The organism is Serratia nevei (assembly GCF_024160145.1).
Lineage (GTDB): Bacteria > Pseudomonadota > Gammaproteobacteria > Enterobacterales > Enterobacteriaceae > Serratia > Serratia nevei_A.
In genome coordinates this window covers 130764-155351 of the sequence record NZ_JAMYWQ010000003.1, presented here as the reverse complement: position 1 = coordinate 155351, position 24588 = coordinate 130764, and the positions used below count along the sequence as shown (strand labels likewise).

Genomic DNA, 24588 nt, shown 5'->3' with positions numbered 1-24588 from the left:
ATGCGTTTTACACTTGGGGGCAAAGCCACATTCCATTTTTGGCGCGCAGCCGATTCTGCCGTGCCCTGACCCTATTGAGGTGATATGAACGAGTCATACGTACTTGCTGAAGTCAGCAATGAGAACCAGACGCTGGTCGCGGTGGTTCAGCAAGGGAGCAGGGCCGCCTATTTTTATATCTATCCCGCCGAAGCCTACAGCGATCGCTATCAGGTGCGCGCCTGCTGGCTGCGCAACCTGGCCGCCGCGCCGCTGCAGGAAGATCGCGCCGCGCTGGATCAAGGGCAGCCGCCGATGCTGGCGGCGGAGTTTTGCCGCAATCTGGAAGGCGAAGCGCCGCTGAACCCGGAAGGGCTGATGGTGGTGTGGAACGAAAGCGACGACGGCGCAGCCCTGTGGTATTACGGCCAGCTTTTGGCGGTGATCCCCGGCTGGAGCCTGTATATTGACCATTCGGTGTGCTATTCCGCCAGCTGCATCAAAGAGAGCCCGTTGGCTTATCCGCTCGGCTCGGCCTCGACCAACACCCAGTATGCGCAGGCGGAGAGTACCCGCCAGTTCTGGCGCAGCTGGCAGCGTGAAGAGGGCAACCCGTGGCCGAAGATGCAGCGCGATTTTCAGGCGCGCTATGAGCCGCATTTTGGCCCTTCGGTGAAGTACTACGCCATCGATCAGGGCAAGTGGCCGCCGATGGCCATCACCCAGCACGAGCGCGACGGCATCTACTACTTCCTCACCATGGGGGTCAGCATCCGGCCGATGCCGTGGGTGGAGATCCTGTTCAACGACGAGGCTTCGCGCTATCGCCGCATGGAGATGGCGATCGCCATCGACAGCCAATACATGACCGAAGACAACGCGGTGCAGATGGCCAGCGCGCTGGCCGGTTTCGCGCACGCGCCGTGGGCGCGGCTGACCTGGATCGGCGAAGGGCATACGCTGGAGTCGGACGTGGCGCCGCTGGGCTACGAGGGCTATATTTTATCGTCGTCCTTCTACCCGCATAGCGCGCACCTGACTCTGCCGCAGCAGTACGGCGATCCGGTGAACCTGTTCTGGGCCAGCCCGGTGTTTACCGCCGAGCGGCAGCTGGCGCACGCCACGCCGAACGGCGGGCACGATCTGGTGAACCGGCTGCGGGAGCAGGGCGTCGACCATATTTTCCGCCCGCGCCAGCCGGTGTGCTGACGCCACTTATCTTCGCTTCGGGAGCCGCCATGACCACCGCGCTGTTGATTATCGATGTGCAGGAAGGGTTGTTTACGCCGCCGCCGGCGGATGCCGCGGGTACCGTTGCGCGCATCAATCAGCTGAGCGAGCGCGCCCGCAGGGCGGGCGTGCCGGTTGTCGTGATTCAGCACCACACGCCGGACGACGAGCTGCGGCACGGCAGCGCCGCCTGGCAAGTGCTCGCGGCGCTGAAGGTGGCGCCGGGCGACCACCGGGTGGATAAAACCACGCCGGACTCGTTCCTGCGCACCTCACTGGGTGCGTTGCTGATCGCCAACGGCGTATCGCAGCTGGTGGTTTGCGGCTACTCCACGCCGTTTTGCATCGACACCACGGTGCGCAGCGCGGCGGCGCACGGCTATCCGGTGACGCTGGCGGCGGATGCCCATACCTGCCACGACAAACCCTATGCCGACGGTCTGCTGATCCGCACCCACCATAACGAGACGCTGTCGAATATCGAAAGCTTCGGCGTGCCGATCCGCGCCGTTCCCGCGGCGGACATCGTGTTCTGAGAACGGAAAAACGGGGGCCGAGGCCCCCGTTCGTTATTTCAGACCCGCCCGCCGCGCCGCCACCTTGGCCAGCGCCAGACGGGATCCTGCGGGGGAATGCTTCTCGGCGGCGATCACGCCGTCTTACGCGCCGGCGGCGGGCTATTGACGCGCTGCCGCTGCGGGTATACCTTGATGGCATGAATATATCGATGCACTCCACCCACAATCAGTCATGGTGGCGCCTCTTCTGAGGCGGCACGAGTATTCACATCTCTTTTTAATGCCGCCGGTTTGGCGGCATTATTTTTTGTGGCGTTGATCCGGCGGTCTACAGACCTTCAGGAGCACTGTCATGAGCTACACCATTCTTACCGGCGATCGCGCCACCGGCCCACTGCATTTAGGCCACTTCGTCGGCTCGCTGCGCCAGCGTGTCGAACTGCAGCACCAGCATAACCAAACGGTGATGGTGGCGGACCTGCAGGGCCTGACCGACAACGGCAACAACCCGCAAAAAATCAGCGCCAACGTGCTCAACGTCGTGGCCGACTATCTGGCGGTGGGCATCGATCCACACAAGACCACGATCTGCCTGCAGTCGGCGCTGCCGGCGTTGGCCGAGCTGACGATGTACTACCTCAACCTGGTCAGCGTGGCGCGGCTGGAACGCAACCCGACGGTGAAAAACGAAATCGCCGAGAAGGATTTCGCTCGCAGCCTGCCGGCCGGTTTTTTGATTTATCCGGTCAGCCAGGCGGCGGACATCACCGCCTTTGGCGCCACCCACGTGCCGGTCGGCGAGGATCAGCTGCCGATGCTGGAGCAAACCAATGAGATCGTGCGGCGTTTCAACCACATCGTCGGCCAACCGATATTAACGGAGTGCCAGCCTTTGTTGAGCCACGTCGGGCGTCTGCCGGGGCTGGACGGGCAGGGCAAGATGTCGAAATCGCGCGGCAACGCCATCCAGCTTGGCGCCGGCGCCGACGAGGTGCACAAGGCGGTGATGAGCATGTTCACCGACCCCGGCCATCTCAACGTCAGCGATCCCGGCCGGGTGGAGGGCAACATGGTGTTCACCTACCTGGACGCCTTCTGCGAAGACGCCGCGCTGGTGGCAGATCTGAAGGCGCACTATCGGCGCGGCGGGTTGGGGGACGTGAAAATCAAACGGCTGCTGGAGGATTGCCTGCAGAGCCTGCTCGAGCCGATCCGCACCCGCCGCGCCGAATTCATCGCCGATAAAGGCGAGCTGACGCGCATCCTGCAGCACGGCACCCGCCGCGCGCATCAGGTCAGCCAACAGACGCTGCAACAGGTCAAGACGGCGCTGGGGCTGGACTTCTTCACCCTGGCGTGAGGCGAACGCCGGGGCGGCACGCGTCACGCCCCGGCCATAAAACCATCATCCCACTGTCATAAACTTATCCGTTAATAGGTGCCCATAATGATTAGCCACTGAAACCAGAGATATCATATGGCTCAGGCACTGTTAAAATTGGCACAGCACGACTTTCCAGGGCAGCACGCCGCCGCATCCCGCAAAGTATTATCGGTAAAGGGACTTGGCAAGGCCTACAAAGCGCAGCAGCGCGTGCTGGATGACATCAATTTCGATCTGCACGCCGGCGAATTCGTGGCGGTGATCGGCCGCTCCGGCGCGGGCAAGTCCACGCTGCTGCACACCCTGAACGGCACCATTCCTTCCAGCTGCGGCGAGATGCTGCACTTCGAAGACGATGGCGCGGTGCAGGATATCGCCCAGCTGGCCGGCCGCCAGATGCGCCAGTGGCGCGCGCGCTGCGGCATGATCTTCCAGGACTTCTGTCTGGTGCCGCGGCTGGACGTGATGACCAACGTGCTGCTGGGCCGTCTGAGCCACACGTCTACCCTGAAATCCTTCTTCAAACTGTTCGATGACGCCGACCGCGCTCGCGCCATCGAGCTGTTGCAGTGGCTCAACATGCTGCCGCACGCGCTGCAGCGCGCCGAGAACCTCTCCGGCGGCCAAATGCAGCGCGTCGCCATCTGCCGCGCGCTGATGCAAAACCCGCAAATCCTGCTGGCCGATGAGCCGGTCGCGTCGCTCGATCCGAAAAACACCCGCCGCATCATGGACGCGCTGCAAAAAATCAGCGAAGACGGCATCGCGGTGATGGTGAACCTGCACTCGGTCGAACTGGTGAAAGAGTATTGCTCGCGGGTGATCGGCATCGCCCACGGGAAGATCGTGTTTGACGGGCATCCTTCGCAACTGAACGAACGGATCCTGCACCAGCTGTATGGCGAAGAAGCCAATCAGATCCATTGAAGCACTTTTGACCTTTACCCTTTACACACAAGGCACACCTAATGAAAAAAGTATTGAGTCTGACCACCCTGATGGCCGGCGCGATGATGGTATTTAATGCTGCCGCAGCGGATGCGCCGAAAGAGCTGAACCTGGGCATTCTCGGCGGCCAGAACGCCACCCAGCAGATCGGCGATAACCAGTGCGTGAAGCAGTTTCTGGATAAAGAGTTGAACGTCGATACCAAGCTGCGCAACTCGTCCGACTATTCCGGCGTGATCCAGGGCCTGCTGGGCGGCAAGATTGACCTGGTGCTGAGCATGTCGCCGTCGTCGTTCGCTTCGGTCTACATCAAGGATCCGAAAGCGGTGGATATCGTCGGCATCGCGGTCGACGACGTCGACCAGTCGCGCGGCTACCACTCGGTGGTGGTGGTGAAGGCCGGCAGCCCGTACCAGAAACTGGAAGACCTGAAAGGCAAGGCCATCGGCTTCGCCGATCCGGATTCCACCTCCGGCTTCCTGATCCCAAACCAGGCGTTTAAAAAGCTGTTCGGCGGCACGGTCGACAACAAATACAACAACACCTTCTCCAGCGTCACCTTCTCCGGCGGCCACGAGCAGGACATCCTCGGCGTGCTGAACGGCCAGTTCGAAGGCGCGGTGACCTGGGCGTCGATGATCGGCGACTACAACACCGGCTACACCAGCGGCGCGTTCACCCGCATGATCCGCATGGATCACCCGGACCTGATGAAACAGATCCGCATCATCTGGCAGTCGCCGCTGATCCCGAACGGCCCGATCCTGGTGAGCAACTCGCTGCCGGCCGACTTCAAGGCCAAAGTCGTCACCGCCATCAAGAAGCTGGATAAAGACGATCACCAGTGCTTTATCAAAGCGATGGGCGGCAAACAGCACATCGGCGACACCACCCTGGCGGAATACCAGAACATCATCGATATGAAGCGCGAGCTGACCAAAGGCGACCGTTAATTCCCGGCTGCCTCGGCCGTCCGAATGAAGGGGTTCAGCGTGCTGAACCCCTTGTTCCATAAAGATGGAAGACCTGTTTTGAATACCGATTTCGCACACTATTACCAACGGATCCGCAGCAAGCAAAAGCGCGAAGCGCTGCTGTGGTCGCTCGGGCTGGTGGTGCTGTACCTGGGCGCCGGCAACCTCGCCGAGTTCAACCTGCACACCGTTTGGGTGTCTATTCCGCACTTCTTCGACTACCTGGCCGAAACCATTCCGACGCTGCATTGGCATTTGCTGTTCGCCGACGGGCGCACCGAGGGCTCGCTGGCCTACTGGGGTTACCGCCTGAATATCCAGCTGCCGCTGATCTGGGAGACCTTGCAGCTGGCGCTGGCGGCGACCATTTTCTCGGTGCTGGTGGCGACCGTGCTGGCGTTTCTGGCGGCCGGCAACACCTATACCCCGGCCTCGGTGCGGCTGGCGATCCGCACGCTGGTAGCGTTTTTGCGCACCATGCCGGAGCTGGCGTGGGCGGTGATGTTCGTGATGGCGTTCGGCATCGGCGCCATTCCCGGCTTCCTGGCGCTGGCGCTGCACACCATCGGCAGCCTGACCAAGCTGTTCTACGAATCGATCGAAACCGCCTCCAACAAACCGGTGCGCGGGCTGGCGGCCTGCGGCGCTACGCCGCTGCAGCGCATGCGCTTCGGCCTGTGGCCGCAGGTGAAGCCGGTGTTTCTCTCCTACAGCTTCATGCGGCTGGAGATCAACTTCCGCCAGTCGACCATTTTGGGGCTGGTGGGCGCGGGCGGCATCGGCCAGGAGCTGATGACCAACATTAAACTCGACCGCTACGATCAGGTCAGCATGACGCTGCTGCTGATCATCGTGGTGGTTTCCGTGCTCGACTACGTGTCGGGCGAGCTGCGCAAGCGCGTGGTGGAGGGGGCAAAATGATAGCGGGCACTCCGGCGTCGGCGGAAACGCTGCGCCAGTTGAAACAACAGCATCCGGCGATCTTTGCGCAGCAGGGGCGCTACCTGCGCACCGTCGGCCTGATCGCGCTGGCGATCGTGCTGTATTACGTGTTCTTCTTCCTGGTCTTCGGCATTAGCTGGCCGCAGTTTATCAACGGCTGCCAGCAGCTGGGGCGCTATTTCCTGCGCATGTTCGTCTGGCACGACTTCGTCAACTGGCCGTTCATGTACTACTTCCAGCAGATCGGCATCACCATCGCCATCGTGTTCGCCGGCACCATCACCGCGTCGCTGATCGCGCTGCCGCTGTCGTTCTTCGCCGCGCGCAACGTGATGTCGACGCCGCTGCTGCGGCCGATTTCGGTGGTGGTGCGCCGCTTGCTGGACGTGCTGCGCGGTATCGACATGGCGATCTGGGGGCTGATCTTCGTGCGCGCCGTCGGCATGGGGCCGCTGGCCGGGGTGTTGGCGATCGTGATGCAGGACGTCGGGCTGCTGGGCAAACTGTACGCCGAAGGGCACGAGGCGGTGGACAAGTCCCCCAGCCGCGGCCTGACGGCGGTAGGCGCCAACGGGTTGCAGAAGCACCGCTACGGCATCTTCACCCAATCGTTCCCCACCTTCCTGGCGCTCAGCCTGTACCAGATCGAGTCCAACACCCGCTCTGCGGCGGTGCTGGGCTTCGTCGGCGCCGGCGGCATCGGCCTGGTGTACGCGGAGAACATGCGGCTGTGGAACTGGGACGTGGTGATGTTCATCACCCTGATCCTGGTGGTGGTGGTGATGATCATGGACAAGGTCTCGTCGATGCTGCGCAACAAGTACATCATCGGCGAAGACATCCCGCTGTATCAGCAAAAAAGCCAAATCGATTGAGAAACCCCTTGCCGATCCCTATACTGCCGCACATTCAAGGTGTGCGGCCATACCCGTCATACTTGGAGCTGCCTCTTTGTTGGCTGCATTTGCGCGCCCCGGTCACATAGTTAACTATGCTCCGGGGGCTTACAAATTTGCCGCCGCGATGCAACTCCAATTATTTTGGGTATGGGGCATTTTTTTACAATGCGCACGTCCCCGTTAGACAAGTAAAGGCAATGCAATCCCATGATGAACAACGACGTGCTGCGCAGCGTGCGCTATATGCTGAGCATTAACAACGCCAAAATGGTCGAGATTATCAAACTGGACGATTTCGAGGTGGCGGTGTCGGCGATGGACGCTTACGTGATCAAAGAAGGCGAGCCGGGCTACGAGAAGTGCCCGGACGAAGTGATGGCGCACTTCCTCAACGGCCTGGTGTTCTTCAAGCGCGGCAAGGACGACAAGTTCCCGGCGCCGGCGGTTGAGCTGCCGATCACCAATAACCTGGTGCTGAAAAAGCTGCGCGTGGCGTTCGAGCTGAAAGACACCGACATGCACCAGATCTTCACCGCGGTGGACTTCCGCATCTCCAAGCCGGAGCTGAGCGCGCTGTTCCGCAAAGAAGGCACCAAGAACTACCGCCCGTGCGGCGATCAGATGCTGCGCTACTTCCTCAAAGGGTTGGCGCAGCGCGTTCGCGGCGAGTAACGCGCAGCGTTCACCGAGCCTCAGGCGCAATCGCAAGGTTGCGCCTTTTTTATTGCCGCTCTCCCGCCCGCCGTTGTTGTACTGGCCCTCAGCCATCCGCCATCGATGGAGGGCGGCCGCCCCTCCGGTTACTTTCTCATGGTCAATTCAATCACCGAAACCATGAGGAAAGCAGGATGCCAACCATCACGAAAACCCAATCACTTTACACGTTGACCCGGCCGGTCTGGCTGGATGCGGCAGGCATGAGCAAAGGTATCGATCACGATCGCCAGCACCTGGGCATCATTCTCGCCGCCGGGCAGGTGCTGCGAGTGCGGCAGACCAACGCGGCGTTTACCGGCAAGCTCATGCTGCGCTTGCTGAATGACGACAGCAAAACGGAGGCTGAATTCAGCGTCGGCGCGAGCTGGGTCGAGGCCCAGGTCAATGCCGTCTCGGTGCCGTTCATCGATACGCCGTACGGGCAGGGCGAACCGGCGCTGGAGTTCGAGTATCCGGACACGGCGAAAGCGCTGCCGGTTTATCGCCGTGGCGAAAACGAAGCCGCATTCTTCGCCCGTTGGGACGATCGGGACGCCGAGTTTGCGCTGGTCGATGCGGAATACGCGGTGTTGCTGGTGCCGAAAATCAGTAAGCCGGCGCTGAAGTCGCTGGGCGAAGCGAAAAACATCGACGGGCTGATCGCCTACTATGACCGCATTTTCACCTTCTACAATGCGCTGACCGGCGTCTCGTTCGAGGCTGAACACGAATCCGATCGCAATATTCGCAACCGCTACTTTATGAAGGCCGATAAGCACGGCGCCGGCGCCGCGTATTACGGCGGCCGCTGGACGGCGGAAACCAGCGATTCGGTCAGCAGCTTCTGGCTGACGCCGAAAGACAGCAACTGGGGCAGCCTGCATGAGATCGCGCACGGCTATCAGGGGCACTTTATGGGCGACAAATATTTCTCCACCGGTGAGATGTGGAACAATATTTACGCCGCTTGCTATCAGGACGTGATGCTGGGGGAACGCAAATACCAGGAGGGATGGCTGTATAACTACGGCAACGCGGCCGGCGTCGAGAAGAAAATCGTCGATCTGATCGCTCAGGGCACGCCGCTCAACCAGTGGGATCTGCGCTCCAAGCTGTTCTTCGCGATGCTGATGGTCGACAAGGCAGGCAAGAACGCCTTCACGCACTTTAACCAGCAGTATCGCCAAAGCTGCAATACGCCGGGCTTCGTGCCGTCCGAACATGCCTTGCTGGACCTGCTGTCGGCAAGCTTCGCCGCGGCCGGCGAGCAAATCGACGTGACGCCGTTCGTCGAACTGACCGGCGGCGTGATCACCCAAACGCAGCGCGATCTCAACGCGTTCAGCCACGCCAAGGCGGTGTACCCGCTGTATCAACTGGTGGATGCGCAGAGTTTGCCGGCGGTGCAGGCACAGCTGAAGCTGGATTCCTCCCTGCGCCTGGTCGATTCCTCTCAGCTCAAGGCGAGCGGCCTGAAAGGCGATGTCGCCCTGAGCCTGGATATCGATGACTTTGCGCAGATCTACGGTGAGGATCTTGTCCTGATGGAAGGGGCGCGCTATGCCCACAAGGTCCGTATCGACGCGCCGACCCTGGCCCTGAATGCGTTGCCGATCGGCGTGTACACCCTGCGGTTGCCGACCGGCAAAGATCGCAAATATCGGCCGACGGCGGCTTATCTGACGGTGAAACAGGGGAAAAACGCGGTGACGCTTCGCTTCGAGCGCAAAGCCGCTTCGCCGATCGTGTCGCAGGAGATCAACCTGTTGGGCCTGAGCGATGCGGTCTTCGCCACCGTGGTCGTCGATCGCGCCAAAGGGGCGGTGGTGGTTGACGTGACCAGCACCACGCCGCACGCCTACTTCCCCGGTGAAACCTATGCCCGGGTGACGCTGCGCGATCGGCAGGGTGCGGTGCGTTTCACTAAGGAAATTCAGGGCACTGAGGCTACATTGAGTCATGACGAGCTGCCGTTTGCCGAAGGCGACGACATCGAGATTTATCATGTGGAGCCGAGCCGGGTGCGTTTGAATCCGGCGGCGGCCGGCGTCATCGACAACAAAAACAAAACCAACGTGCTGCGTATCGAAACCAGCGGGCTGAAAAACCCGGCGTTGTCCGGCGATCCCGAGCAGGCGCTGCTGGCGCGCCTGGAGCAGGCGGCGCAGCGTTTGCGCCGCCTGTTGCCGGCTTACTACGCGCCGTCATCGTCGTTCAAGGACGATATTTATCTGGCGATCGGCGCCTTCGCCGAGCCGCAGCGCGAGCCACTGTTGGCGACCTATCGGGATTGCCTGCCGGCCGATAATACGCCGCCGGGCGCTAACGTCGGCAATGCGTTTACCGTGGCCGGCAAAGGGATCGGCGATCGCCAGTTTTTGACCTGCGCCGTCGATCTGGTGAAGAAAACCGTGACCGTGACGCTGGCGGCGGGGATTGCTCACCACTATTTTGCCGACAGCTACGCCTTCATCAGCGTGACGGATGCGGACGGAAACACCTTGCTCAGCTACGACGTCATCGGCAGCCAAAATCAACAGGCTAAAATCTGGGTGCTGCCGCTGTCAGGCTACGGCGGTGAGGTGATCCATCTGCGGCATGAAGAGCCGGACAACCGTCTGGCGATCGTCAACGAGATGCAGCATGTGCGGCTGGCGGAGAAGGGCAAGCAACAGACCTACTGCATTACGCCGGTCGGTTTGAAACGCATCAAGGATTGATCCCCATCGGCCTACCGGGGCGGCGAGTGCCGTCGCCCCGGTTTTTCCGCTTCGTTATCCCGCCATTGCACTCTTTTTGTTCTCCCGCTGCGCGCCGCTGGTGCAGGCCGTTCGCCGTCACCGTCATAAGTTTTAATTATAATTTATTGAAATCATGAGATTAAAAATTGGCACGCCGGTTGCTCTGTTGAATCCCATCTTGTGTACCAGATGGAATTCAGCCGATGAGCGATCCTGTTGAAGCCTGTGGTTTTACCCTCAGTGAATGGCAACACCATTATCAAACCCGTCCGGCGGGCGAGCGCCTCGCCTGCGTCAGCGCGACGATCGAAGCGCTGGTCGCCGGGCTGAACCCGGACGATAACGCCTGGCTGTATCTCGCCACGCCGGCGCAGCGCGAGCAGCAGTACCGGCAACTGGCACAGTTGCTGGCGGCGGTCGCCGGCGATCTCAGCCGCCTGCCGCTGTTCGGCGTGCCCTTTGCCATCAAAGACAATATCGACGTCGGCGGCTGGCCAACCAGCGCCGCCTGCCCGGCGTTCACCTATCAGGCTGCGGCGGACGCCACCGTGGTCGCCAACCTGCGTGCCGCCGGGGCGATCGCCCTCGGTAAAACCAACCTCGATCAGTTCGCTACCGGGTTGGTGGGCACCCGCTCACCTTATGGCGCGGTGGTCAACAGCTTCGACAGCCGCTACGTCAGCGGCGGTTCCAGCTCCGGCTCCGCCTCGGTGGTGGCGCGCGGCCTGGTGCCGTTCGCGCTGGGCACCGACACCGCCGGTTCGGGGCGCGTGCCCGCCGGGTTCAACAACATCGTCGGGCTGAAGCCGACCAAGGGGCGGTTGTCCAACCGCGGCGTGGTGCCGGCCTGCCGCTTGAACGATACGGTATCGGTCTTCGCGCTGACGGTGGCCGATGCGGCGCAGGTGGCGGAGCTGGCGAGCGGCTTTGACGCGGCAGATCCGTATTCCCGCCCCGATCCGCATACCGCGCCGGCGGATATTCCCGCCGCGCCGCGTTTTGCCATCCCCGCCCAACTGGAGTTTTTCGGTGACGCGCAGGCCGAACGGGCGTTTCACCGCGCGCTGGCGCAGCTGCAGGCGGGCGGCGCCACGCTGGAACCTCTCGATTTCGCGCCGTTTCGCACCCTGGCGGAGCAGCTGTATTACGGCCCCTGGGTGGCGGAGCGCACCGTGGCGATTGAGCAGGTACTGGAAGCGAGCCCGCAGGCTATCGATCCGGTGGTGCGCGGGATTGTCGGCAACGGCCTGGGCTACAGCGCCTGCGACGCCTACCAGGCGGAATACCTGCGTGCCGAATTGGCGCGGCAAATCGCCCAGCGGCTGGCGCCGTTCGACGCGCTGGTGGTGCCGACCGCGCCCACTATCCGCACCCTGGCGGAGATGGCGCAGGAGCCGGTGCTGTTCAATTCGCAGTTCGGCACTTACACCAATTTCACCAACCTGGCCGATCTGAGCGCCCTGGCGCTGCCGGGGCCGCTGCGCGAAGACGGGCTGCCGGCGGGCATCACCCTGATTGCCCCCGCCTGGCATGACCGGGCGCTGGCGGCGTTTGGCCTGCGCTGGCAACGGCAAAGCGCCTTGCCGCTCGGGGCTACCGGCCGGGTATTGCCGCCGCAGCCCGCGCCGGCCCCGTCGGCGGGGCACGTGCGTCTGGCGGTAGTGGGTGCTCACCTCAGCGGTATGCCGCTCAACGTCCAGCTGACGCAGCGCGACGCGGTGCGGGTGGAGCAAACCGTCACCGCCCCCTGTTACCGCCTCTACGCGCTGGCCGATACCGAGCCGCCGAAGCCGGGGCTGGCGCGCGTGGCGCAGGGGGCGGCGATCCTTCTTGAGCTGTGGGACATCCCGCTGGCCCGTTTCGGCGAGTTTGTGGCGGAAATCCCGGCGCCCTTGGGCATCGGCACGCTGCTGCTGGCGGACGGCCGGCGGGTGAAGGGGTTTATCTGCGAAGCCTGGGCGCTGGAAGGCGCCACGGATATCACTGAGTTTGGCGGCTGGCAGCCTTATGTCGCCAGCCTTAAGGGGCACGAACATGTTTAATACCGTACTGATCGCTAACCGCGGCGAAATCGCCTGCCGCGCCATTCGCACCCTGAAACGCCTGGGCGTCACCAGCGTGGCGGTTTATTCCGACGCCGACCGCAATGCGCCGCACGTCACCGAAGCCGATAAGGCGGTGGCGCTCGGCGGTGACAAGGCCGCCGACAGCTACCTGCGCATCGACAAGATCCTTGCGGCCGCCGCCGCCACCGGCGCGCAGGCGGTCTACCCCGGCTACGGCTTTTTGTCCGAGAGCGCCGAGTTTGCCGAAGCCTGCGAGGCGGCGGGCATCGCCTTTATCGGCCCGACGGCGGCGCAGATCCGCGAGTTCGGCCTCAAACACCGGGCGCGCGAGCTGGCGGGGTTGGCCGGGGTGCCGATGACGCCGGGTACCGGCTTACTGGAGAGCGTTGAGCAGGCAGTTACCGCCGCCGCGCGTATCGGCTACCCGGTGATGCTGAAAAGCACCGCCGGCGGTGGCGGCATCGGCCTGACGCGCTGTGACGACGAGGCGGCGCTGCGCGACGCCTACGACAGCGTCAAACGGCTGGGAGAGCAGTTTTTCCGCGACGCCGGCGCCTTTATTGAACGCTTCGTCGATCGCGCACGCCACGTCGAGGTACAGATTTTCGGCGACGGCCAGGGGCGGGTGGTGGCGCTCGGCGAGCGCGATTGCTCGCTGCAGCGCCGCAACCAAAAGGTGGTGGAGGAAACCCCGGCGCCGCACCTGCCGGCGGCGACCCGCCAGGCGCTGCATCGGGCGGCGGTGGCGCTGGGCGAATCGGTGAATTACCGCAGCGCCGGCACCGTGGAGTTCATTTATGACGCCGCGCGCGACGAGTTTTACTTCCTGGAAGTGAACACCCGCTTACAGGTCGAGCACCCGATCACCGAGATGGTCACCGGCCTGGATCTGATCGAAGGCATGTTGCAGGTGGCGGCGGGCGACGCGCTGGATTGGGCGGCGCTGCAACGCGCGCCGCAGGGCGCGGCGATCGAAGTGCGCCTCTACGCCGAAGATCCGCTGAAGAACTTCCAGCCCAGCCCCGGCGTGCTGACCGAGGTGCATTTCCCCGCCGACGTGCGCCTCGACGGTTGGGTGTCGACCGGCAGCGAAGTCTCGGCATTTTACGACCCGATGATCGCCAAGCTGATCGTGCACGGCGCGGATCGGGAGCAGGCGCTGGAAAAACTGCGCGTGGCGCTGGCGGCGACCCGTTTGCACGGCATCGCCACCAACCTCGATTATCTGCGGCAGGTGATCGCCACGCCGCAATTTCAGCGCGGCGACGTCTGGACGCGCCTGCTGGACAATGTGCGTTTCCAGCCGCACTGCCTCGAAGTGCTGCAACCCGGCACCTACAGCAGCGTGCAGGATTATCCCGGCCGCCTCGGCTATTGGGACATCGGCGTGCCGCCATCCGGCCCGATGGACGACTTCGCGTTCCGGCTGGCCAACCGCATCGTCGGCAACCACCCGGCCGCCGCCGGGCTGGAGTTTACCCTGCAGGGGCCGACGCTGCGCTTTCACTGCGACGCCATCATCGCGCTGACGGGCGCGAGCTGCCCGGCCGATCTGGATGGCGAGGCGGTCGCTTACTGGCGGCCGATCGCGGTGCGGGCCGGGCAGGTGCTGACGCTGGGGCGCGCCACACACGGCTGCCGCACTTATCTGGCGGTACGCAACGGCTTTGACGTGCCGGTGTATCTCGGCAGCCGTTCCACCTTTGCGCTGGGCCAGTTCGGCGGCCACGCCGGGCGCACCTTGCGCGTGGCGGACATGCTGGCGATCGCTCAACCGGCGCTGGCCGCCAGCACCACGCCGGCGCCGATCGCCGCGCCGCAGGCGATGGACGACAGCCTGATCCCGCACTACGGCGACCAGTGGCACATCGGCGTGCTGTACGGGCCGCACGGCGCGCCGGACTTTTTCACCGCCGAATCAATAGAGGCCTTCTTCGCCACCGACTGGCAGGTGCATTACAACTCCAACCGCCTCGGCGTGCGCCTGGCGGGGCCGAAGCCCGAATGGGCGAGAGAGGACGGCGGCGAGGCGGGTTTGCATCCTTCCAACGTGCATGACTGTGAGTACGCCATCGGTGCAATCAATTTCACCGGCGACTTCCCGGTGATCCTGACCCGCGACGGGCCCAGCCTCGGCGGCTTCGTCTGCCCGGTGACCATCGCCAAGGCCGAGCTGTGGAAAGTGGGGCAGGTGAAGCCGGGCGACCGCATCCGGTTCCATCCGATCGGCTTTCGCCAGGCGCAGTCGCTGGAGCAGGCGCAGCTGGGCAGCATCGAAGCGCTGGCGGCGGTGAAGGCCATCACCCTGCCGCCGCCGGATCTGGCCCCGGCGGAGACCGTTTCCGCCGCGGTGCTGGCGGCGCTGCCGGCGGCGGAAGGGCGCCCGGCGGTGGCGTATCGCCAGGCGGGGGACGGTTACATCCTGATGGAGTACGGCGACAACGTGCTCGATCTGGCGCTGCGGCTGCGCATCCATCTGCTGATGCAGTCGCTGCGAGAGGAGGCGATACCGGGCGTGGCGGAGCTGGCGCCGGGCGTGCGTTCGCTGCAGATCCGCTACGACAGCCGACAGATTAGCCAGGCCGATCTGCTAGAGCGCCTGCTGGCGCGCGAACGGGCGCTGGGGGACGTCAGCCGCCTGAAGGTGCCGACGCGCACCGTCTGGCTGCCGATGGCGTTCGAGGATTCGGCCACGCTGGGCGCGGTGGATCGCTATCAGCAGACGGTGCGCGCCTCGGCGCCCTGGTTGCCGAACAACGTCGATTTCATCCAGCGCATCAACGGCCTGAGCCGACGCGAGCAGGTGCGTGACATTCTGTTCGACGCCAGCTATCTGATCCTCGGATTGGGAGACGTTTACCTCGGCGCGCCCTGCGCGGTGCCGCTCGATCCGCGCCATCGCCTGCTGAGCTCCAAATACAACCCGGCGCGCACCCACACCGCCGAAGGGACGGTCGGCATCGGCGGCATGTACATGTGCATCTACGGCATGGACTCGCCGGGCGGCTACCAGCTGGTGGGGCGCACGCTGCCGATCTGGAACAAATTCCTCAAAAACCCGCAGTTCACCGCCGGTGAGCCCTGGCTGCTGCGCTTCTTCGATCAGGTGCGCTTCTACCCGGTCAGCGAGCAAGAACTGGACGAGCAGCGCGAAGCGTTCCGCGAAGGGCGCATGCAGGTGCGCATCGAAGAGAGCGAATTCGACTTCGCCGCCTACACCAATTTCCTGGCCGACAACGCCGAGGCGATCGCCGACTTCCAGCATCGCCAGCAGCAGGCGTTCAGCGCCGAAGTGGCGCGCTGGCGCAGCGATGACGACGAGGCCGAGGCGCAGCTGTTGCCGCCGGTTGAAGAAGACGCGATCGACGGCGATCTGGTCAGCGCCGATCTGAACGGCAGCGTGTGGAAGATCCTGGTGGAGCCGGGGCAGGCGGTGGCGGCCGGGCAGCCGCTGATCGTGGTCGAGGCGATGAAGATGGAATTGGCGGTCACCGCGCCGCGCGCCGGGATCGTCAAACGCATCAGCTGCCGGCAGGGGCGGCCGGTCGGGCCGGGCGACGCCCTGCTGTGGCTGGAAAAAGCGGTCTGAACGGCGGGGCGACGATGCAAATCACCAACGGGGAGCACAAGGCGCGGCCGGAGGGGCTGGCGGCGCGCATTTATCTGCAGCTCAAGGCCGACATCTTCGAGTTTCGCCTGCTGCCGGGCGATCGCTTCAGCGAAAGCGACGTGGCGCAGCGCATGGCGGCCAGCCGCACGCCGGTGCGCCAGGCGCTGTTTCGGCTCGAGCGCGAAGGCTATGTCGAGGTGCTGTTTCGCAGCGGCTGGCAGGTGCGGCCGTTCGATTTTGCCTACTTCGAAGAGCTGTACGACCTGCGCATCGTGCTGGAACAAGAGGCGGTGAAACGGCTGTGCGAATGGCCGGCCGGGGAAACGCCGGCCGCGCTGGCGGCGCTGAACCGTTTTTGGACCGAAGCGCCACGTCTGGCGGACGGCCAGGCGCTGTCGCAGCACGATGAGCAGTTTCATCAGGCGTTGGTGGCCGCGGCGGGCAACGGCGAGATGGCGCGCATTCACCGCGAGCTGACCGAAAAGATCCGCATCATTCGCCGGCTGGATTTCACCCAGCAGGCGCGGGTGGACGCCACCTACCGCGAACACGCCGCCATTTTGCAGGCGATCCTGCAGCGGCAAAGCGGGATGGCGCAAGCGCTGCTCGGCGAGCATATCGCCGTCAGCAAGGCAGAGGTACGAAAAATAACGCTGCACATGCTGCATCAGGCGCGGTCGGCGCAACGATTTTGATTTCGTTTTCACACACATCAGGAGATTGAACTATGCAACGTCGTCGTTTTATCAACGCTTTTGCGCTGTCCGCCGCCGCGATCGGCCTGGGCCTGGCCTGGAGCGCGCAGGCCGCCGACACCATCAAGGTCGGCATTCTGAGTTCGCTCTCCGGCACCATGGCGATTTCCGAGACGCCGCTGAAGGATGTGGCGCTGATGACCCTCGACGAGATCAACGCCAAAGGCGGGGTGCTCGGCAAAAAGCTGGAGCCGGTGGTGGTGGATCCGGCCTCCAACTGGCCGCTGTTCGCCGAGAAGGCGCGCCAGTTGCTGAGCCAGGACAAGGTGGCGGCGGTGTTCGGTTGCTGGACCTCGGTCTCGCGCAAGTCGGTGCTGCCGGTGTTTGAGGAGTTGAACGGGCTGCTGTTCTACCCGGTGCAATACGAAGGCGAAGAGATGTCGCCGAATGTGTTCTACACCGGCGCGGCGCCGAACCAGCAGGCGATCCCGGCGGTGGAATACCTGCTGAGCGAGGACGGTGGCGGCGCCAAGCGCTTCTTCCTGCTGGGCACCGATTACGTCTATCCGCGCACCACCAACAAGATCCTGCGCGCCTTCCTGCACAGCAAAGGCGTGCAGGACAAGGATATCGAAGAGGTCTACACGCCGTTCGGTTACAGCGATTACCAGACCATCGTCGCCAACATCAAGAAGTTTGCCGCCGGCGGTAACACGGCGGTGATTTCCACCATCAACGGCGACTCCAACGTGCCGTTCTACAAAGAGCTGGCCAACCAGGGCGTCAAGGCCACCGACGTGCCGGTGATCGCCTTCTCGGTCGGCGAGGAAGAGCTGCGTGGCATCGACACCCAACCGCTGGTGGGCAACCTGGCGGCCTGGAACTATTTCGAATCGCTGGATAACCCGACCAACAAACAGTTCGTCAGCCAGTGGAAAGCCTACGCCAAGGCGCACAACCTGCCGAATTACGCCACCGCGGTCACCAACGATCCGATGGAGGCGACCTACGTCGGCATCCACATGTGGGCGCAGGCGGTGGAAAAGGCCGGTACCACCGACGTCGATAAGGTGCGCGCGGCGATGGCCGGGCAAACCTTCGCCGCGCCGTCGGGCTTCACGCTGACCATGGACCAGACCAACCACCACCTGCACAAGCCGGTGATGATCGGCGAGATCGAGGGCAACGGCCAGTTCAACGTGGTGTGGCAGACCGAAGCGCCGGTGCGCGCACAGCCGTGGAGCCCGTATATCGCCGGCAACGACAAGAAGCCGGATTACCCGGTGAAAGGCGGCAAGTAACGTCACTCAGCGCCGGCGCGGCCCCACGCCCGCCGGCCCAACAGAAGAGGCAGCTGATGCAATCTCCGTTTTTATCTTCTTTGCGCGTCGGGCTGTGGCTGCTGTGCGCCTGGCCTCTGCTGGCGCAGGCCGGGCCGGCCGGTGAGTTTGCGGCGGCCAACCGTGCGCAGCAGGCCAAACTGCTGCAGGCGTGGGCGGCCGAGCCGGACGTCGCGCGCCTGCCGCTGCTGCAGGGGCTGCAGCAAGAAACCGTGGCGATCGACGGGGCGAAGCGCGCCTTTATCCGCCAGGGCGATCGCTATCTGCCGCTCGAGGGCGAGGCGGCCCCGGTTGGCGAACCGAAGAAGGTGTGGCTGAACAACCGGCTGCGCATTCTGATCGCCAACGCATTGTCGGCGCAGCGGCTGGTCAGCGCGGACGCGGCGGTGCGGCTGCAGGCGGCGAGCGCGCTGCAGCGCGAAGCGAACGGCGAGCAGCTGCCGCTGTTGGCCCGGCAGCTGGCGCGGGAAACAGACCCGCAGGTCCATCAGGCACTGAGCCTGGCGCTGGCTAACCTGCAGCTGGCCGACGGCAATCCGCAGGTGCGTTTCAATGCGGTGCGGCTGTTGGGCGAGTCGGGCGAACCGGAAACCCGCGCGCGGCTGCAAGCGTTGACCGACGCCGCCCACGAGCCGGACGCCGCGGTGCGCGCCGAGGCGCAACGCAGCCTGCAGCAGGTGCAGCATCGCCTGATGATCGGCGATCTGCTCGGCCAGGCGTTCAGCGGCCTGTCGCTCGGTTCGATCCTGCTGCTGGCGGCGCTCGGGCTGGCGATCACCTACGGCCTGCTCGGCGTCATCAATATGGCGCACGGCGAAATGCTGATGCTCGGCGCCTATTCCGCCTACCTGGTGCAGGGGCTGTTTCAGCAGTTTGCACCGCAGTGGCTGGCGCTCTACCCGCTGGCGGCGCTGCCGGTGGCGTTCGCCATCACCGCCGGGATCGGCATGCTGCTTGAGCGCACGGTGATCCGCCACCTGTACGGCCGGCCGCTGGAAACCCTGCTGGCCACCTGGGGCATCAGCCTGGTGTTGATCCAGCTGGTGCGGGTGCTGTTTGGGGCGCAGAACGTCGAGGTCGCCAACCCGGCGTGGCTGTCGGGCGGCGTGCAGCTGCTGCCGAACCTGGTGCTGCCGTGGAACCGCATCGCGGTGATCGCGTTCGTGCTCTTGGTGCTGGCGATGACCTGGCTGCTGCTGAACAAGACCCGGCTCGGCATGAACGTGCGCGCGGTGACGCAAAACCGCGCGATGGCGGCCTGCTGCGGCGTGCCCACCGGGCGGGTAGACATGCTGGCCTTCGGGCTGGGATCCGGCATCGCCGGGCTCGGCGGGGTGGCGCTGTCGCAGTTGGGCAACGTCGGGCCGGAGCTGGGGCAAGGTTACATCATCGATTCGTTCCTGGTGGTGGTGCTCGGCGGCGTCGGCCAGCTGGCGGGGACGGTGGCGGCGGCTTTCGGCCTCGGCATCGTCAACAAGATCCTCGAGCCGCAGATCGGCGCCGTGTTGGGCAAGATCCTGATCCTGGTGCTGATCGTTCTGTTTATTCAAAAGCGCCCGCAGGGGCTGTTCGCCCTCAAGGGCAGGGTGATTGACTGATGAGCCAACCATTGACCGTAACCGGCGTGCAGAAAGCGCCCCGGCTGGCGTTGAGCATCGGCGCGCTGGCGTTGCTGATGCTGCTGGTGATGCCGTTCATGACGCTGTTGCCGGCGGATCATCCGCTGGCGGTGTCCACCTATACCCTGACGCTGGCAGGCAAGATCCTGTGCTACGCGGTGGTGGCGGTGGCGCTCGATCTGGTGTGGGGCTATGCCGGGCTGCTGTCGCTCGGCCACGGGCTGTTCTTCGCGCTCGGCGGCTACGCCATGGGCATGTACCTGATGCGGCAGGCGGCGGGCGACGGGCTGCCGGCGTTTATGGCGTTCCTCTCCTGGAATGAGCTGCCGTGGTTCTGGAGCGGCACCCAGCATTTCGCCTGGGCGCTGTGCCTGATCGTGCTGGTGCCGGGCCTGCTGGCCTTCCTGTTCGGCTACTTCGCCTTCCGCTCGAAAATCAAAGGGGTGTATTTCTCGATCATGACCCAGGCGCTGACCTATGCCGGCATGCTGCTGTTCTTTCGCAACGAAACCGGCTTCGGCGGCAATAACGGCTTTACCGGTTTCACCACGCTGCTCGGCTTTCCCATCACCGCCGCCGGCACGCGGGTGGCGCTGTTCCTGGCGACGGTGCTGCTGCTGGCCGCCAGCCTGGCCATCGGCTTTGCGCTGGCGCGCAGCAAGTTCGGCCGGGTGCTGACCGCGGTGCGCGATGCGGAAAACCGCCTGACCTTCTGCGGCTACGATCCGAAGGGCTTCAAGCTGTTCGTCTGGACGCTGTCGGCGGTGCTGTGCGGGCTGGCCGGCGCGCTCTATGTGCCGCAGGTCGGCATCATCAACCCCGGCGAAATGTCGCCGACCAACTCGATCGAGGCCGCCATCTGGGTGGCACTCGGCGGGCGCGGCACGCTGGTAGGGCCGCTGCTCGGCGCCGGCATCGTCAACGGCGCCAAGAGCTGGTTCACCATGGCCATTCCCGAATACTGGCAGTTCTTCCTCGGCCTGATGTTTATCGTCGTCACGCTGTTTCTGCCCAAAGGGGTGATCGGCCTGCTGCGCCGGAGGAAAACCCCATGAAAGCGATGCAAGTGACCGACGAGCTGTTTACCCACCCGCTGCCGGCGGATAAATACCGGCAGCAAACCGATCCGGTGCTGCAGCTCGACAGCGTCAACGTCAGCTTCGACGGTTTTCGCGCGCTGACCGATTTGTCGCTGCGTATTGGCGTCGGCGAACTGCGCTGTGTGATCGGCCCCAACGGCGCCGGCAAGACCACGCTGATGGATGTGATCACCGGCAAGACCCGGCCGGACAGCGGCAGGGTGTTTTACGATCAGACCGTCGATCTGACCCGGCTGGCGCCGATGCAGATCGCCCACGCCGGCATCGGCCGCAAGTTTCAAAAACCGACGGTGTTCGAGGCGCTGACGGTGTTCGAAAATCTGGAGATCGCGCAGAAAACCCGCAAATCGGTGTGGGCCTGCCTGCGCGCCCGCCTGAGCAGCGAACAGCGCGACCGCATCGACGAGATGCTGAAGACCCTGCGGCTGGGGCATGAGCGTCACCGGCCCGCCGGGCTGCTGTCCCACGGGCAGAAACAGTTTCTCGAGATCGGCATGCTGCTGGTGCAGGAGCCGCACCTGCTGCTGCTCGACGAACCGGCGGCCGGTATGACCGACGCCGAAACCGACTACACCGCCGAACTGTTCCGCGAGCTGGCGGGCAAGCATTCGCTGATGGTGGTGGAACACGACATGGGGTTTGTGGAAACCATCGCCGATCGCGTGACGGTGCTGCACCAGGGGCAGGTGCTGGCGGAAGGCTCGCTGGCGCAGGTGCAGGCCGATGAACGGGTGATTGAGGTATATCTGGGGCGCTGAGGAGGCGTAACGATGCTGCAGGTAGAGGAATTGAATCAGTATTACGGCGGCAGCCACATTCTGCGCGGCCTGTCGTTCGAGGCGCGCATCGGCGAGGTGACCTGCCTGCTGGGGCGCAACGGCGTGGGCAAGACCACGCTGCTGAAATGCCTGATGGGGCTGGTCCCGGCGCGCAGCGGCAGCGTCCGCTGGCAGGGCGAAACCCTCACCGGTAAAAAACCGCATCAGCGGGTGCAGGCGGGCATCGCCTATGTGCCGCAGGGGCGGGAGATTTTCCCGCGCCTGACGGTGGAGGAAAATCTGCTGATGGGGCTGGCGCGCTTTTCCGGCGCCGCCGCGCGCGCGGTGCCGGATCCGATCTATGACTTGTTTCCGGTGCTGCGGCAAATGAAGGATCGGCGTGGCGGCGATCTCTCCGGCGGGCAGCAGCAGCAGCTGGCGATCGGCCGGGCGCTGGCCTGCCGGCCGCAGCTGTTGATCCTCGACGAGCCGACGGAAGGGATCCAGCCTTCGGTGATCAAGGAGATCGGCGCGGTGATCAAGCAGCTGGCGGCGAAGGGCGATATGGCGATCCTGCTGGTGGAACAGTTCTATGATTTTGCCGCCGATCTGGCGGACAGCTATCTGGTGATGTCGCGCGGCAGCATCGTGCAGCGCGGCGCCGGCAGCAATATGGAACAGGACGGCGTACGTGGGCTGGTGGCGATTTGACGTTGGATCAGCTGAAAAAGGATCGACTGAGCGGATCGCGGGAATGATGCAGCACTCTGATGATATTCACCTCCCGCCTGTGCTGACGAAAATAAATCAGGTGGTTGGCGACGGGCAATACCCATAGGCCGGGGCCGATTGCATCGATATTTCTGCCGAGTTGGTGGTGGCTAAGGTTATCGAAAGCCTGATACCGGTGGCGCAGATAGTCTTCGGCCACCGGTAAGCCAAAGCGCGCCAACCCGTAAAAATAGATCTCTTCCATATCGTCCAAGGCTTTTGGGCGGACGGTTACTTTCCTGCGTATCCTTGTGCTTTGCTCCGTATTCTTTCCATGAACACATCACGTTCCCATTCGACGGCTTCGCCGCTGTTCTCTCCTTCGGCAATCAGGCGCCTAAGCTCTTCCAGTTTTGAGGCGGCGGTACGTTCGCGCAAAGTGCGCACGGATTCGCGGATGACTTCGCTGGGCGTGCGGTAATCGCCGCTGGCCACCAGGTCTTCGACGAAACTACGCAGTTCGTCACCCAGATCTACCGTTAATGTTCTGCCCATTGTTCCCCCTCACTTTCGGCTATGCTGCATCATTGTAAGATTAGTTCTTACATTGTGCACGTCAAACTCTCAGGATCTCGACTGCGGCACCGCCATGAGGGCGGAAGCCGCAAGTTTATTAATTAAGGATAACCATGAACGAAATCACTGTGTCACGCCTCGGTTGCATCGTCCTGTCCCTGTTTCCGGCCCTGTGGGGGCTGTTCAGCCTGTTGAACAATACGGCGGATTTCGCCGGCACTGCGCGCAATGCGGTGGGCCCGCTGCTCGCCATGCAGGATACCTATCAGACGCCGGGGTTGATGTGGCGCGCGATCAGCGCCGACTGGGCCTGCATGTTGGGGTTGGCTGTCATCACCACGCTGGAAACGCTGGCCGGCCTATTCGCGGCCGCAGGCGTGGTGCTGATGATCGGGCGATTGAAAGGCGCTTACGCCGCCTTCGCCAAGGGCAAAGCCTGGGCGATGCTGGGGGCGCTTTGCGCGATCGCGGTGTGGGGCATCGGCTTTATGGTGGTCGCCGGCGACTGGTTTATGGCCTGGCAGGCCAAGGAGAACCCGCTGGCGGTGCAGCTGGGGGCGCTGATCTACCTGGCGCCCAATGCGTTTGCCTTGCTGTTCCTGATGCTGCAGCGGGAGCCGCGCTAAACGACGGCGGAGCGGGGCGCGGTTACAGCGCCTTGCTCATCGTCCAAAGTTCGATGGCACCCTGTTCGCTGGTGTATTGGGCCTCGCCGCATACGGCCAGGCCTTGCCGCTGATAAAAGCGCTGGGCGTCGGCGTTCTGTTTCAGCACTTCCAGCCACAGCAGGGGCTGCCGGCGTTCGACGGCCCGCCGCTGCACCTGTTCGAAAAACTGTCGGCCGAAACCGCGCCCGGCGTAGTCCGGCAGGAAGTAGATCTTTTGCAGTTCGGCGCCGCGCCGTTGGGTGGCGGCCAACAGGCTGTCGAAGTTCACGCGCGCATAGCCGACCAGGGCGTCATCCTCATAGGCCAACAGCCAGCACACGTCGGGATCGCGCAGCGTCCGTTCCAGCGCGGAGACGGAAAAATCCTCGGCCAGAAAGGCCTCCAGCTCGTGCGGGTAGCGCCACAGCTCACCGAAGTGCGCGCGATAGGTGCGGATGCCGATATCGCGCACCTGCGTTAAATCTTCCAGCAATGCCTGACGGACGGTGAACATCTGTGCCCCTTTGAGTAAGAAAAATTACAGCCGTTATTCCAGATGCCGGTGGGGCACCATCGCCTGATGCAGAATGGCAAGAACGGTGATGCCGGCAGGGCGGCTGCGGTAGTAGATCCTATGGCTGGCGTAAGGAAAACTGCGTATCTCTTCGCCCAGATCGTGAAAGTGGGCCTTACCCGCTTCCGGCATATCCGCCAGATGATGCATGACCTCTCTCAACTGCTCAAGATAGCGGCGAGATTGCGCTTTGCCCCAGTGCTCGACGGTGAAATGACGAATAGCCAACAGATCTTGTTGGGCTTGCGGGGTGAGGCGAAACGCGGGCATATCAGTCGGGTTCGTCGGTGAGCAGACGGTTGAAGAAGGCATCGCCGTCTATCGCCTTACCGGCGTCTTCCTCGGCGGTAGCCTGCGCGATTTTTTGCTGCAGCGCGCGTAATTTGAGATCTTCCAGCGCCTGGTAGTCTTCTACCGACATGACGACGACGACCGGTTTGCCGTTGCGATTGATTTGCACTGGCTCACGCTGCGCCTTGAGCAGCAAATCGCCGAATTGGGTTTTGGCCTCGTTCGCGCTGAGTGCGTACATTTAATCGCTCCAGTTAATTAAATCGTTCGATTTAACCATTATACGGTGC

The 24588-nt window shown here is 63.5% G+C and carries 23 protein-coding genes; 18 read left to right on the top strand and 5 right to left on the bottom strand.

The window, feature by feature from the left end:
• Positions 1 to 84 precede the first annotated feature (84 nt).
• The 17 genes from M6G53_RS04195 to urtE all read left to right on the top strand — a co-directional run bounded on the left by M6G53_RS04195 (position 85) and on the right by urtE (position 22210).
• Complete coding sequence (locus M6G53_RS04195; protein WP_253329182.1) at positions 85 to 1188, top strand: suppressor of fused domain protein; 1104 nt, start codon at positions 85 to 87, stop codon at positions 1186 to 1188.
• A gap of 29 nt (positions 1189 to 1217) precedes the next feature.
• On the top strand, positions 1218 to 1745 hold the full coding sequence (locus M6G53_RS04190) for a cysteine hydrolase family protein (protein WP_049201024.1): 528 nt from the start codon (positions 1218 to 1220) through the stop codon (positions 1743 to 1745).
• Positions 1746 to 2079: 334 nt separating this feature from the next.
• Positions 2080 to 3087 (top strand): tryptophan--tRNA ligase, encoded by a 1008-nt coding sequence (trpS, locus tag M6G53_RS04185; protein WP_253329180.1) that lies wholly within the window; start codon positions 2080 to 2082, stop codon positions 3085 to 3087.
• A 117-nt stretch (positions 3088 to 3204) separates the two neighbouring features.
• The gene (phnC, locus tag M6G53_RS04180; protein ID WP_253329179.1) at positions 3205 to 4038 is read left to right on the top strand and encodes a phosphonate ABC transporter ATP-binding protein; all 834 of its coding nucleotides are present in this window, start codon (positions 3205 to 3207) and stop codon (positions 4036 to 4038) included.
• Positions 4039 to 4079: 41 nt separating this feature from the next.
• Positions 4080 to 5012, top strand: a complete 933-nt coding sequence (gene phnD / locus M6G53_RS04175; RefSeq protein WP_019454696.1) for a phosphonate ABC transporter substrate-binding protein — start codon at positions 4080 to 4082, stop codon at positions 5010 to 5012.
• 78 nt (positions 5013 to 5090) lie between these two features.
• A complete protein-coding gene (phnE, locus tag M6G53_RS04170) occupies positions 5091 to 5954 on the top strand; it encodes a phosphonate ABC transporter, permease protein PhnE (protein ID WP_019454695.1) in 864 nt (287 codons plus the stop codon).
• On the top strand, positions 5951 to 6850 hold the full coding sequence (phnE, locus tag M6G53_RS04165) for a phosphonate ABC transporter, permease protein PhnE (protein ID WP_253329170.1): 900 nt from the start codon (positions 5951 to 5953) through the stop codon (positions 6848 to 6850). Before phnE (M6G53_RS04170) ends, phnE (M6G53_RS04165) begins: the two co-directional genes overlap by 4 nt.
• 231 nt (positions 6851 to 7081) lie before the next feature.
• On the top strand, positions 7082 to 7546 hold the full coding sequence (locus M6G53_RS04160) for a YehS family protein (RefSeq protein WP_004939471.1): 465 nt from the start codon (positions 7082 to 7084) through the stop codon (positions 7544 to 7546).
• 176 nt (positions 7547 to 7722) lie between these two features.
• Positions 7723 to 10290 (top strand): putative mucin/carbohydrate-binding domain-containing protein, encoded by a 2568-nt coding sequence (locus M6G53_RS04155; protein ID WP_253329168.1) that lies wholly within the window; start codon positions 7723 to 7725, stop codon positions 10288 to 10290.
• 224 nt (positions 10291 to 10514) lie between these two features.
• Positions 10515 to 12353 carry an allophanate hydrolase gene (gene atzF, locus M6G53_RS04150; protein WP_253329166.1) on the top strand — a complete coding sequence of 613 codons (1839 nt, stop codon included), beginning with the start codon at positions 10515 to 10517 and terminating at the stop codon, positions 12351 to 12353.
• Complete coding sequence (gene uca, locus M6G53_RS04145; RefSeq protein WP_253329165.1) at positions 12346 to 15966, top strand: urea carboxylase; 3621 nt, start codon at positions 12346 to 12348, stop codon at positions 15964 to 15966. The genes atzF and uca overlap by 8 nt, the downstream gene beginning before the upstream one ends.
• Positions 15967 to 15980: 14 nt before the next feature.
• Positions 15981 to 16682: a GntR family transcriptional regulator gene (locus M6G53_RS04140; RefSeq protein ID WP_253329163.1), complete on the top strand. Its 702-nt coding sequence runs from the start codon at positions 15981 to 15983 to the stop codon at positions 16680 to 16682.
• Positions 16683 to 16714: 32 nt separating this feature from the next.
• Positions 16715 to 17983: an urea ABC transporter substrate-binding protein gene (gene urtA / locus M6G53_RS04135; protein ID WP_253329161.1), complete on the top strand. Its 1269-nt coding sequence runs from the start codon at positions 16715 to 16717 to the stop codon at positions 17981 to 17983.
• Between the two features lie 56 nt (positions 17984 to 18039).
• The gene (gene urtB, locus M6G53_RS04130; RefSeq protein WP_253329159.1) at positions 18040 to 19620 is read left to right on the top strand and encodes an urea ABC transporter permease subunit UrtB; all 1581 of its coding nucleotides are present in this window, start codon (positions 18040 to 18042) and stop codon (positions 19618 to 19620) included.
• Positions 19620 to 20696 carry an urea ABC transporter permease subunit UrtC gene (gene urtC, locus M6G53_RS04125; protein WP_253329157.1) on the top strand — a complete coding sequence of 359 codons (1077 nt, stop codon included), beginning with the start codon at positions 19620 to 19622 and terminating at the stop codon, positions 20694 to 20696. Before urtB ends, urtC begins: the two co-directional genes overlap by 1 nt.
• Entirely contained in the window at positions 20693 to 21499 is an 807-nt protein-coding gene (urtD, locus tag M6G53_RS04120; protein ID WP_049195077.1) for an urea ABC transporter ATP-binding protein UrtD, read from the top strand. Before urtC ends, urtD begins: the two co-directional genes overlap by 4 nt.
• A gap of 12 nt (positions 21500 to 21511) precedes the next feature.
• Positions 21512 to 22210, top strand: a complete 699-nt coding sequence (gene urtE, locus M6G53_RS04115; protein WP_253329155.1) for an urea ABC transporter ATP-binding subunit UrtE — start codon at positions 21512 to 21514, stop codon at positions 22208 to 22210.
• Between the two features lie 7 nt (positions 22211 to 22217).
• On the opposite strand, the gene M6G53_RS04110 is transcribed toward urtE, so the two are convergent.
• Both M6G53_RS04110 and M6G53_RS04105 read right to left on the bottom strand, forming a co-directional pair.
• Entirely contained in the window at positions 22218 to 22517 is a 300-nt protein-coding gene (locus M6G53_RS04110; protein ID WP_366519481.1) for a type II toxin-antitoxin system RelE/ParE family toxin, read from the bottom strand.
• Positions 22502 to 22765: a type II toxin-antitoxin system ParD family antitoxin gene (locus tag M6G53_RS04105; protein ID WP_253329151.1), complete on the bottom strand. Its 264-nt coding sequence runs from the start codon at positions 22763 to 22765 to the stop codon at positions 22502 to 22504. The genes M6G53_RS04110 and M6G53_RS04105 overlap by 16 nt, the downstream gene beginning before the upstream one ends.
• 134 nt (positions 22766 to 22899) lie before the next feature.
• On the opposite strand from M6G53_RS04105, the gene M6G53_RS04100 reads away from it, so the two are divergent.
• Positions 22900 to 23412, top strand: coding sequence for a DUF2165 family protein (locus M6G53_RS04100; RefSeq protein WP_253329149.1), 513 nt, complete (start codon positions 22900 to 22902; stop codon positions 23410 to 23412).
• Positions 23413 to 23434: 22 nt separating this feature from the next.
• Here M6G53_RS04100 and M6G53_RS04095 read toward each other — a convergent pair whose 3' ends face one another.
• Genes M6G53_RS04095 through M6G53_RS04085 form a run of 3 tightly spaced genes read right to left on the bottom strand, consistent with a single transcriptional unit; the run spans position 23435 to position 24539 of the window.
• Complete coding sequence (locus tag M6G53_RS04095) at positions 23435 to 23947, bottom strand: GNAT family N-acetyltransferase (protein WP_240022887.1); 513 nt, start codon at positions 23945 to 23947, stop codon at positions 23435 to 23437.
• 33 nt (positions 23948 to 23980) lie between these two features.
• Complete coding sequence (locus tag M6G53_RS04090) at positions 23981 to 24277, bottom strand: type II toxin-antitoxin system RelE/ParE family toxin (protein ID WP_253329147.1); 297 nt, start codon at positions 24275 to 24277, stop codon at positions 23981 to 23983.
• A 1-nt stretch (position 24278) separates the two neighbouring features.
• Positions 24279 to 24539, bottom strand: coding sequence for a type II toxin-antitoxin system Phd/YefM family antitoxin (locus M6G53_RS04085; RefSeq protein ID WP_253329145.1), 261 nt, complete (start codon positions 24537 to 24539; stop codon positions 24279 to 24281).
• Positions 24540 to 24588: the final 49 nt, after the last annotated feature.